Below are 11,069 nucleotides of genomic sequence, written 5' to 3' on the forward strand. Positions count from 1 at the left end.
GCCTGCGCGGCCTACACGGCAGCCAGCAAATCGTCGCTGCGCAATACCCCCAGCAGCAACTTCTTCACCGGCGCCGGCAATGGCGCATCGGCCAGCTTTTCCACCGGATACCAGACCAGCGCATGTTGCGCGATGCGCGGCGAACGGCTTTTCAGCGCGACCTGGAAAGGCGCGATGTGCAGCTTGAAGTGCGTGAAGACGTGCGAGAACGGCTGCAGCTTGCGACAAGCGTCGAGCACGCCATAAGGGGCGACCAGCGTCTGCACCGCATGCTCGAACTGCCCGGCATTGCCCACTGCGATTTCCGGCAGCGACAACAGGCCTCCCCAGATGCCGCTGTCGGGGCGCTGTTCCAGCAGCACATCGCCGCCATGCGCCACCACCAGCATCACGGTTTCCTTTTCCGGCACTGCCTTCTTCGGCTTGCTGACCGGCAGCTCCCCCACGCGATCCTGTGCCAGCGCAACGCAGCGGCCGGCCAGCGGGCATTTCTTGCACGAAGGCGTTCCGCGCACGCATAGCGTGGCGCCGAGATCCATCAAGCCTTGCGTATAGGCCTCGATCCCTTCGTCCGGCAGCAGCGCCACCGCGCGCAGCCACAGCCTGTCTTCGATCGGCTTGGCGCCGGGGTAACCATCGATGCCGAACACGCGCGCAAACACGCGCTTGACGTTGCCGTCCAGGATGGCGGCGCGCCGGCCGTAGGAGAATGCCGCGATGGCTGCCGCGGTGGAACGGCCGATGCCGGGCAGATCGGCCAGCAAGTCAGGATCGTCGGGGAAGCGTCCGCCATATTCATTGACCACACGTTGCGCGCATTTGTGCAGGTTACGCGCACGGGTGTAATAACCGAGGCCGCTCCACAGCGCCATTACGTCTTCGGAGGGCGCGGCGGCCAGGCTGAACACATCCGGGCAGCGCTCCAGAAAACGCTGGTAATAGGGGATGACTGCGGCCACCTGGGTCTGCTGCAGCATGATCTCCGACAGCCACACGCGATAGGCGTCGCGCGTGTTCTGCCACGGCAGCTTGTGGCGGCCATGCTGCTTTTGCCAGGCGATCACCGTCGCCGAAAACGACGGGTCCTCATAGCACTCGCCATCGGCCGGCGCACTCTTGCGCCGCGGCTTGTCGACCAGGCCCTTCATTTCTGGCAGCTCACGCAGTAAAAGGTGGAGCGCTGGCCCTGCTTGATCTGGCGGATCGGCGTGGCGCACACGCGGCACTCCTGGCCCGTACGGTTATAGACGAAGTAGCTTTGCTGGAAGTAACCGGACTGGCCGTTGACGGCGATGAAGTCGCGCAGCGTGCTGCCGCCTTGTTCGATGGCCGCCGCCAGCGTCTCGCGGATGGCATCGACCAGGCGCTCGTAACGCGCCAGGCTGATCTTGTATGCCGGGGTCTTAGGGTTGATGCGTGCCTTGAACAGGCTTTCGGATGCGTAGATATTACCCACGCCAACCACGATGTCGCCGGCCAGCAGCACTTGCTTGATCGGCGCAGAACGCGCGCGCGTCTGGCGGAACAGCTCGCGCGCCGAAAACGTGTCTTCCAGCGGCTCCAGGCCGAGGCTGCGCAGCAGCATGTGTTCTTCAACGGCGCCGTCTGCCTTGTCATGCCAGAGGATCGCACCAAATCGCCGCGGGTCTGTCATACGCATCACCTGGCCGCCGACCAGCAGGTCGAAGTGGTCGTGCTTCTGCGGGGCGATACCGGGCGGCAAAATGCGCAGGTGGCCGGACATCCCCAGATGCACGATCAACGTGCCATGCTCGAAGTTGATCAGCAGGTATTTGCCGCGGCGGCCGGTGCCAAGCACCTTGCGCCCGGCCAGCAGCGCGTCCAGCCCGGCCGGGAAAGGCCAGCGCAACCCGGTATGGCGGGTAACGACGCCGGTAACAGTCTTCCCCTCTAAATAAGGAGCGACCCCGCGTCGGGTGACTTCAACTTCTGGCAATTCTGGCATCTGGCTACGTCGGTGAGGCTGCGGATAGGAAGCTGCATATGATAATCCAGATGCTGAAAACAAGGCCGCTGCTGCTGCCATACCGGCGACGGAGCATGCAAGGATGCATTACACTCTGCTTACAGCAAACCCTTTGCTGTTGGGCGTAAAATCGAAACCTCCCGAATTCAGGATGCAACCTTGAAAAAAACTCTCGCCCTCCTCACCAGTTCCCTGCTGCTGACTGCATGCGCAAGCTTCCAGCAGTCCGGCGACAAGGCGAACGCCGAAGCGGCACAAGACAAAAAAGCCGTACTCGCGAAATCCGCGGCGGCCAACCGCAAGAAAGCGCCCAAGGCGCGCGCCCAGCAGCAGGAAGACTCGCTGCCGGCGGTCGAACTGAGCGAAGACATCCTCTACAAGGTTTTGACGGCCGAGATCGCTTTCCAGCGCGGCCAATGGCAATCGGCCTACGTGACCATCCTGGCCGCTGCCCAGCAGACGCGCGATCCGCGCCTGGCCAAGCGCGCGGCCGAGATCGCCGTCGCGGCCCGCCAGCCCAGCGAAGCGCTGGTGGCAGTGCGCCTGTGGACCGAACTGGCGCCGCATTCGGATGAAGCGCTGCAAAATTACCTCGGCCTGATCATGCTCTCCGACAGCGTCGACGAGATCGAACCGTTGCTGACCCAGCGCCTGGCCGATGCCGCCCCGCAGGCACGCGGCCCGATGATCCTGCAAATCCAGCGCCTGCTGGCGCGCGCCAAGGACAAACGGGCCAGCTTCGCCATCCTGCAAAAAGTGACGCAACCCTATGGCGACCTGCTGGAAACCCATCTGGCACTGGCGCAAGGGGCCTTCAATGTGGGCGACGCCACCTATGCGCAACGCGAAGCGCGCGCGGCGCTGAAGATCAAACCCGACTCGGAACTGGCGGTCCTGACCGCGGCGCAAGTAGCTTCCGATACCAACGAGGCCACCAAGCTGGTGTCCGACTTCCTGCGCAAATACCCGAATTCGCGCGAAGTGCGCGTAGCCTATGCCCGCAGCCTTGTGGAGCAGAAGAACTACAAGGATGCCCGCACGCAATTCGAGGCGCTGCTCAAGGAAGACGGCGATGACCCGACCACGCTGTTCGCGCTGGGCGTACTGTCGGCCCAGACCGACCAGTTGAAGGACGCGGAAAATTACCTGAAGCGCTACCTGCAGGTGCTGGCTGCCCAGCCTGAAGACGACCGCGATCCCAGCCAGGCCATCCTGCTGCTCTCGCGCATCGCCGAAGAACGCAACGACCTCGACGGCGCATTGCGCTATCTGGACCAGGCCGAGCCCGGCACCGACGGCTACATCAACATCCAGGTGCGCCGCGCCCAGTTGCTGATGCGCAAGAACGACATCGATGGCGCCCGCAAGGCGCTGGAAGCGGCACAGTCCGAGTCGACTACCGATGCCGAGCAACTGCAACTGATCCAGGCCGAATCGCTGCTGCTGCGCGATGCCAACCGTAACCAGGAAGCGGCCGACGTGCTCAAGGGCGGCCTGGAGCACTTCCCCAACAACACCGACCTGCTGTACGACTACGCGATGGTGTGCGAGAAGCTGGGCAACTACAAGGAAATGGAAAGCTCGCTGCGCCGGGTGATGAAACTGGCGCCCGGCAACCAGCACGCCTACAACGCGCTGGGCTATTCGCTGGCAGACCGCAACATCCGCCTGCCGGAAGCGCTGGAACTGATCCAGAAGGCTGCCGACATGGCGCCGCAGGATGCCTTCATCGCCGATAGCCTTGGCTGGATCCAGTTCCGCATGGGCCGCCTGGAGCAAGCCGAAACCCAGATGCGCCTGGCCTATTCGCTGCGCCCCGATCCGGAAATCGGCGTGCACCTGGGTGAAGTGCTGTGGACGCGCGGCAAGCAGGACGAGGCCAAGCAGGTCTGGCGTGAAGTGCAGGCCAAGGATCCCGACAACGATGTCCTGAAAAGCACGCTGGCGCGGCTGAACGTCAAGCCATGATGGCAACTCCGGGCATGTTCGCAGGCCGTTTCGGCCTGTGCCGCGCCGCCGCGCTGGGCGCGGCTTCGGTTGCACTCCTGCTGGGCGGCTGTGCCGGAATGTCCGCGCAGCAGGCATCCACCCCCACAGCGGCAGCACCGGCCTATCAGGAAAACATCGATATCAGCGGCCGTATCTCGGTGCAATACGAACAAGGCAACAGCCCGCAGTCGCTGCACGGCAGCTTCATCTGGTCGCAAACGGCAACGGAAACCGATCTGGAACTGCTCTCGCCGCTGGGCCAGACCGTGGCTACCATCAGCGTCAGGCCGGGCATCGCCACGCTGGTGCAGTCGGGCAGGTCGCCGCAAGTGGCGCCCGATGTCGATGAGTTGGCGGCCCAATCGCTGGGCTGGCCTCTGCCGGTCTCGGGCATGCGCCAGTGGCTGCAGGGCAATGGCACCGACAGCGCCGGAAAGCCGTTCCAGGCCAAACCGGGCCAAGATTACGCCAGCTTTTCCACCAAAGATGGCTGGCGCGTGGCCTATGCCAACTGGCAAAGCGATCCGGATAGCGGCCAAACCCGGCCCAAGCGCATTGACCTGACCCGGGATACCGAACAAGCCGGTAAGGTGTCGATCCGCATTGCTGTTGATAGCTGGAAAAAAACCTGAGGCCTCGTGCCTGATGCATCAAGCCTTACCATGACCGTCACCCTGAACGCCTGCCCGGCGCCCGCCAAGCTCAACCTGTTCCTGCATGTCACCGGCCGGCGCGCCGATGGCTATCACCTGTTGCAATCGGCATTCCAATTGATCGACCGCTGCGACAGCCTGGATTTCTCCGTGCGCGAAGACGGCCGGATCGTGCGCACCAACGACATTCCCAGGGTACCGCCCGAATCCGATCTTGTGGTGCGCGCGGCGCACCTGCTGCGCGAAACCGCCGGTCGGCCGGATTTGGGCGCCTCGATTACCGTGGAAAAGCGGCTGCCCATGGGCGGCGGCCTGGGCGGCGGGTCTTCCGACGCCGCTACGACCCTGCTGGCCCTGAATCATCTGTGGAAAACCGGCTTCAAACGCCAGGAATTGATGGATATCGGCCTGAAACTGGGCGCTGACGTCCCGTTTTTCCTGTTTGGCCGCAATGCCTTCGCCGAAGGGGTCGGCGAGACGCTTTCGCCACTGGAAACCGCCAACTGCTGGTATGTGGTGATCGAACCGGGCGTTTCAGTGCCAACCGCGATAATTTTTTCGTCTTCGGAATTGACACGGGATACAAAAGTCGTCAGAATAACGGACTTTCCTGATGCGACGAATCAAATCGCTTCGAACTTCGGGAGAAACGATCTGGAAATAGTGGCAACCCGGCATTTCCCGCAAATTGCAGAAGCCATCGATTGGCTCGGCAAGTTCGGAAAAGCCAGAATGACCGGATCCGGCGCCTGCGTGTTTTGTGCATTCGATCACGAACAACAGGCAGACGAAGTGCTGAAACAATTGCCTTCGCGCTGGAACGGCTGGAAAGCCAAAGCGATGCAGGAACATCCTCTCGCCCATTTATTGCCGTCGTAAAAAGAATTGGTTTGACGAAAAATCCGCGCCGCGTGTATTAAGGCTGGCGCGATGAAGCGGCAAACAGCAGATTGTGTAGGGGAATCGCCAAGCTGGTTAAGGCACCGGATTTTGATTCCGGCATTCCAAGGTTCGAATCCTTGTTCCCCTGCCATTTAATTCAGGACCGGTCTTTGACTCAGCGTCCAGTCAGAAAAATAAGCCGTCAATGTGAGACCGACCAGTCAAGCATTGTCGGCTTTTCGACTTTTTAACGATTGCATTCAGGGATACCCATATGGCAATTGAGAACCTGATGGTTTTTACCGGCAACGCCAACCCGGAGCTGGCGCGCGGCGTCGCTGACAAACTTGGTATCCCGCTGGGCAAGGCCAACGTCTCCAAGTTCTCGGATGGCGAAGTCATGGTCGAGATCAATGAAAACGTTCGCGGCAAGGACGTTTTCGTGCTGCAGTCCACCTGCGCGCCGACCAATGACAACCTGATGGAAATCATGATCATGGTCGATGCCTTGAAGCGCGCATCGGCCGGCCGCATTACCGCCGCCATCCCCTATTTCGGCTATGCCCGCCAGGATCGCCGCCCGCGTTCGGCGCGTGTCGCGATTTCGGCCAAGGTCGTTGCCAACATGCTGCAGGAAGCCGGCGTCGAGCGCGTCCTGATCATGGATCTGCACGCAGACCAGATCCAGGGCTTCTTCGACATCCCGGTGGACAACATCTACGCTTCGCCGATTCTCCTGAGCGACCTGGTCGCCAAGAGCTATGACGACCTGCTGGTGGTCTCGCCCGACGTGGGCGGCGTGGTGCGCGCCCGTGCGCTGGCCAAGCGCCTGGGCTGCGACCTGGCGATCATCGACAAGCGCCGTCCGAAGGCCAACGTGTCGGAAGTGATGAACATCATCGGTGAAGTCGAAGGCCGCAACTGCGTGATCATGGATGACATGGTCGACACCGCCGGCACCCTGACCAAGGCTGCCGAAGTGCTCAAGGAACGTGGCGCCAAGAAGGTAGTTGCTTATTGTACGCACCCGGTGCTGTCGGGCCCTGCCATCGACCGCATCAGCAATTCGCCGCTGGACGAGCTGGTTGTGACCGACACCATTCCGCTGTCGCCCGCTGCCCGCGCCTGCCCGAAGATCCGCCAACTGACCTGCGCGGACCTGCTGGCAGAAACCTTCAAGCGTATTACGAAGGGCGACTCGGTGATGTCGCTGTTCGCGGAATAAGAAACAGGATTCGCCTCGCTGCAGCAATGCAGCGAGGTTTTTCATATTCCCTGGTCGCGGGGAATATTTTCAACGCAAGGCATCCGTCGTCAATTCAACGACGCGCTTTGCCAACATTGGAGCTTTATCATGAAAGTAATCGCATTTCCACGCACTCTGCAGGGGACCGGAGCGAGCCGCCGCCTGCGTATTGCTGGCCAAACCCCTGGTATCGTCTACGGCGGCACCAGCGCACCGGTCAACATCGCTCTGGACCACAACGCGCTGTACCACGCGCTGAAGAAGGAAACCTTCCACTCGTCGATCCTGGATCTGGAACTCGACGGCAAGGTCGAACAAGTCCTGCTGCGCGACTTCCAAGTCCACGCATACAAGCAACTGGTCCTGCACGTCGACTTCCAACGCGTCGATGCATCGCAAAAGCTGCACACCAAGGTGCCACTGCACTTCGTGAACGCTGAAACCTCGCCGGCCGTGAAGCTGCACGCAGGTATCATCTCCCACGTGCAATCGGAACTGGACGTTTCCTGCCTGCCGAAGAACCTGCCGGAATTCATCGAAGTTGACCTGTCCAAGCTGGACGTCGGCCAATCGATCCACCTGGCTGACCTGAAGCTGCCTAACGGTGTGACCGCCGTGACCCAGGAAAACCTGACCATCGCCACCGCTGCTGTGCCGGCTGGCAAGGTCGAAGCTGAAAGCCAGGCTGCCGCTGCTGGCGGCGCTGAAGAAGCCAAGTAATCCGCTCTTCGGATCGCTGAGAAAACCCGCCTCACGGCGGGTTTTTCTTTTTGCGGCAATCTCGCCCGCTCCTATCCGAGCGGGCGTTTTCTTGCCATGAACCGCTTCAGCTCCCCCGCTTGAGCCAGGACTCGCGCTGGCGCACCACTGCAGCCGGCTTGCCCAGCGCGGCCAGCTTTACCTGCGGCGCAACGTCGGCCTTCAAACGCACGGCAAATTCCATCAGCTCATCGCGGCGGAAGGCATGCACGCGCACCGTATCGTTGATGCGATAGCGCGACAGCAAACCATCCGGACCGGAAGCCGGCACGCGCAACCCGTCCAGCGCCACCAGCTTGTCGCCGACCGAAAGGCCCGCATGCGCGGCCGGACTGCCCTCATAGACACTGGCCAGCTTGGCGTCGCCGCCATCCTTGGCAATGCGCGCACCCAGCCAGGGCTTGGCATCCTTCGGCGTCGCATCGCCATAGCTGACGCCAAAACCCGGCAACAGCTCGGCCAGCGGCACGTCTTCCGTCCCCTTGATGCAGCGCTCAAAGAAGCGCCCCAGATCGGCGCCGCTCAACTCTTCCAGCAGCGCCAGGATTCCCTCCTCGGGGACGCCTTGCCCGCCGCCCTCATAAAAATCGCGTCCGTAGCGGTTCCACAAACCGCGCATGACATCATCCAATGTACGGCGGCCGCGCGTTTGCGTACGTATCGTCAAATCCAGGCCCAATGCCACCAGCGAGCCCTTGGTGTAATAGCTGACGATGGCGTTGGGGGCATTCTCGTCCTGGCGGTAGTACTTCACCCAGGCGTCGAAACTGGACTCGGCCACGCTCTGCTTCTTGCGGCCGCTGCCGCGCAGCACGCCGGTGACGGTCTTGGAGAGCATGTTGAGATAGGCATCGGTGTCGATCACGCCGGTACGCACCAGGAACAAGTCGTCGTAATAGCTGGTGAAGCCCTCGAACAGCCACAGCAGCGAGGTGTAATTCTCCTGGCGCAGGTCGTACGGCGCGAACACCGCCGGCTTGATGCGCTTGACGTTCCACGTATGGAAATATTCATGGCTGCACAGGCCGAGATAGGTGCGGTAGCCATCCGTCTGTTCAGGCTTTCCCTTGACTGGCAAATCGGCGCGCGCGCAGATCAGCGCCGTCGAGGCGCGATGCTCCAGGCCGCCATAACCGTCGCCCACCGCCAGCGTCATGAAGACGTAGCGTTGCATCGGCGCGCGCTTGCTCTTGGGTTCGAAGAAAGCGATCTGCGCCTCGCAGATCTTCTTGAGATCGTCGCACAGGCGGGCCATGTCGAGGTTCGGAACCTGGCCGGTGATCACCACGTCGTGCGGCACGCCATGCGCCTTGAAACTGGCCAGCGCGAAGTCGCCGAATTCAACTGGATGGTCAATCAGCTCATCATAGTTCTGTGCCACATAGGTGCCGAAGCCATAACGCCGCGCCTTCAGTTCCGGCATCGCGGTGGCCACGCGCCAGCGCTTGAAGGCATCGCCTTCCGGGCGAAGGATGTCGACCACATGCCTCCCCTGCTCGAAGCCTTGCGCGGCGAGGAACACGCTGGTGCCGTTGAAGAAGCCGTGGGTCTGGTCCAGGTGCGCGGTGCGCACCGACAAGTCCCAGGCATAGACCTGGTAGCTCAGCGTCAATGCCGATGTGCAGGCGGCGGCTTTCCAGGTGTGCTTGTCGAGCTTCTTGACGGCGACCTTCTTGCCGCCGGACTCGGCGTGCAGCCGCACGATGTTCTTGGCAAACTCGCGCACCATGTAGCTGCCGGGAATCCATGCCGGCAGCGAAAAGACCTGGCCCTCGGCAGCGGGCTTGTCGACCGTGATAGTGACGTCATAGACGTGGGATACCGGATCGTTGGAAGTAATGGTGTAGCGGATAGGGGTAGCCATATGGGTCCTGTAAGCCTGCGCCTGGTACGGATGCGCCTGTGCGGTGAATTGGTCCATTTTACTTGAGCGCCTTGCGCCAGGGCAGGCGAAAAAAAACCGGACAGACTTGCGTCTGCCCGGGTCCAGGGTCAAATGAAACTCAAAAAACTTGTTATCGATTAAGTCCGCATCAGCGCGGCAACAGCGACGCGCCCATCAGGTATTCGTCCACTGCGCGGGCGCATTGGCGTCCTTCACGGATCGCCCACACGACCAGCGACTGGCCACGGCGCATATCGCCGGCGGCAAACACCTTGTCGGCCGATGTCTTGTAGCAGCCTTCACCGTCGGTGGTGGCCTTGGCATTGCCGCGCGCATCCTTCTCGACGCCGAAAGCATCCAGCACCTGCTGCACCGGCGAGACGAAGCCCATCGCCAGCAGCACCAGGTCGGCCTTCATTTCGAATTCCGAATCCGGCACTTCCTGCATCTTGCCGTCCTTCCATTCGACGCGGGCGGCGATCAGTTTCTCGACCTTGCCGTTCTTGCCTTCCAAGCGCTTGGTCGCTACGGCCCAATCGCGGTTGCAGCCTTCTTCGTGCGAGGAAGACGTGCGCAGCTTGGTCGGCCAGTACGGCCACACCATCGGCTTGTTCTCGGTTTCCGGCGGTTGCGGCATCAGTTCGAACTGGGCCACCGATTCGGCGCCGTGGCGGTTGGATGTACCCACGCAGTCCGAACCGGTATCGCCGCCGCCGATCACCACCACATGCTTGCCGGTGGCCATGATCTGGTTCTTCAGCTTGTCGCCGGCATTGACCTTGTTTTGCAGCGGCAGGAAATCCATCGCGAAGTGCACTCCCTTGAGCTCGCGGCCGGGAACCGGCAAGTCGCGCGGCTGTTCGGCGCCGCCGGCGATGACGATGGCGTCGAACTCCTTCTTCAGCTCGTCCGGCGAAATGGTTTCCTTGGCCCAGTTATTGACGGTCTCCGGGAAATCCTTGCCCACGAACACGCTGGTGCGGAAGGTCACGCCTTCAGCCTTCATCTGTTCGACGCGCAGGTCGATGTGCGACTTTTCCATCTTGAAGTCGGGGATGCCGTAACGCAGCAGGCCGCCGATGCGGTCGCTCTTCTCGAACACGGTCACGTCATGGCCGGCGCGCGCCAGCTGTTGCGCCGCGGCCATGCCGGCAGGGCCGCCGCCGACGACGGCGACTTTCTTGCCGGTCTTGATGGCTGCCGGTTGCGGCACCACCCAGCCGTTTTCCCAGCCTTTGTCGATGATGAAGTGCTCGATCGACTTGATGCCCACGGCGTCGTTGTTGATGCCCAGCGTGCAGGCAGCTTCGCACGGCGCCGGGCAGATGCGGCCGGTGAACTCGGGGAAGTTGTTGGTCGAGTGCAGCGTGTCCAGCGCTTCCTTGTAGTTGCCGCGGTAGACCAAGTCGTTCCAGTCAGGAATGATGTTGTTGACCGGGCAGCCGTTATTGCAGAACGGAATGCCGCAGTCCATGCAGCGCGCGCCCTGGATCTTGGCGTCGCCCTCGGTCAGGTGCAGGACGAATTCCTTGTAATGCTTGGTGCGTGCCGCTGGCGCCTCGCTCGCCTCTTTCAGGCGCTGGTACTCCATGAAACCGGTTGCTTTTCCCATTTTCCTCTCACATTTCTCGCTAAGGATGCGACGGGCGGCGATTCAACTCCGCAACG

The 11,069-nt window shown here is 61.8% G+C and carries 9 protein-coding genes and 1 tRNA gene; 6 read left to right on the top strand and 4 right to left on the bottom strand.

The features are described 5' to 3' along the window. Window positions 1-11 precede the first annotated feature (11 nt). Window positions 12-1,148, bottom strand: coding sequence for an A/G-specific adenine glycosylase (mutY, locus tag AKL28_RS03180; protein WP_050466612.1), 1,137 nt, complete (start codon window positions 1,146-1,148; stop codon window positions 12-14). Further along, window positions 1,145-1,966, bottom strand: a complete 822-nt coding sequence (gene mutM / locus AKL28_RS03185) for a bifunctional DNA-formamidopyrimidine glycosylase/DNA-(apurinic or apyrimidinic site) lyase (protein ID WP_050466613.1) — start codon at window positions 1,964-1,966, stop codon at window positions 1,145-1,147. Before mutM ends, mutY begins: the two co-directional genes overlap by 4 nt. Window positions 1,967-2,146: 180 nt before the next feature. Here mutM and AKL28_RS03190 point away from each other — a divergent pair, with 180 nt between their 5' ends. The 6 genes from AKL28_RS03190 (at window position 2,147) to AKL28_RS03215 (ending at window position 7,477) form a co-directional block, all read left to right on the top strand. Beyond that, window positions 2,147-3,955, top strand: a complete 1,809-nt coding sequence (locus AKL28_RS03190) for a tetratricopeptide repeat protein (RefSeq protein ID WP_050466614.1) — start codon at window positions 2,147-2,149, stop codon at window positions 3,953-3,955. After that, window positions 3,955-4,608, top strand: a complete 654-nt coding sequence (gene lolB / locus AKL28_RS03195) for a lipoprotein insertase outer membrane protein LolB (protein ID WP_231602331.1) — start codon at window positions 3,955-3,957, stop codon at window positions 4,606-4,608. The genes AKL28_RS03190 and lolB overlap by 1 nt, the downstream gene beginning before the upstream one ends. A gap of 30 nt (window positions 4,609-4,638) precedes the next feature. Next, window positions 4,639-5,508, top strand: coding sequence for a 4-(cytidine 5'-diphospho)-2-C-methyl-D-erythritol kinase (ispE, locus tag AKL28_RS03200; RefSeq protein ID WP_050466615.1), 870 nt, complete (start codon window positions 4,639-4,641; stop codon window positions 5,506-5,508). 77 nt (window positions 5,509-5,585) lie between these two features. Then, window positions 5,586-5,662, top strand: a tRNA-Gln gene (locus tag AKL28_RS03205). A gap of 123 nt (window positions 5,663-5,785) precedes the next feature. Continuing rightward, the gene (locus AKL28_RS03210; RefSeq protein WP_050466616.1) at window positions 5,786-6,736 is read left to right on the top strand and encodes a ribose-phosphate pyrophosphokinase; all 951 of its coding nucleotides are present in this window, start codon (window positions 5,786-5,788) and stop codon (window positions 6,734-6,736) included. Between the two features lie 129 nt (window positions 6,737-6,865). Next, the gene (locus AKL28_RS03215) at window positions 6,866-7,477 is read left to right on the top strand and encodes a 50S ribosomal protein L25/general stress protein Ctc (protein WP_050466617.1); all 612 of its coding nucleotides are present in this window, start codon (window positions 6,866-6,868) and stop codon (window positions 7,475-7,477) included. Window positions 7,478-7,583: 106 nt separating this feature from the next. Here AKL28_RS03215 and AKL28_RS03220 read toward each other — a convergent pair whose 3' ends face one another. Both AKL28_RS03220 and AKL28_RS03225 read right to left on the bottom strand, forming a co-directional pair. Then, window positions 7,584-9,380 (bottom strand): M61 family metallopeptidase, encoded by a 1,797-nt coding sequence (locus AKL28_RS03220; RefSeq protein ID WP_050466792.1) that lies wholly within the window; start codon window positions 9,378-9,380, stop codon window positions 7,584-7,586. Between the two features lie 169 nt (window positions 9,381-9,549). Continuing rightward, entirely contained in the window at window positions 9,550-11,013 is a 1,464-nt protein-coding gene (locus AKL28_RS03225) for a glutamate synthase subunit beta (protein WP_050466618.1), read from the bottom strand. Window positions 11,014-11,069 lie beyond the last annotated feature (56 nt).

Origin of the sequence: Herbaspirillum chlorophenolicum, from assembly GCF_001189955.1 — a bacterium.
Lineage (GTDB): Bacteria > Pseudomonadota > Gammaproteobacteria > Burkholderiales > Burkholderiaceae_D > Herbaspirillum > Herbaspirillum chlorophenolicum.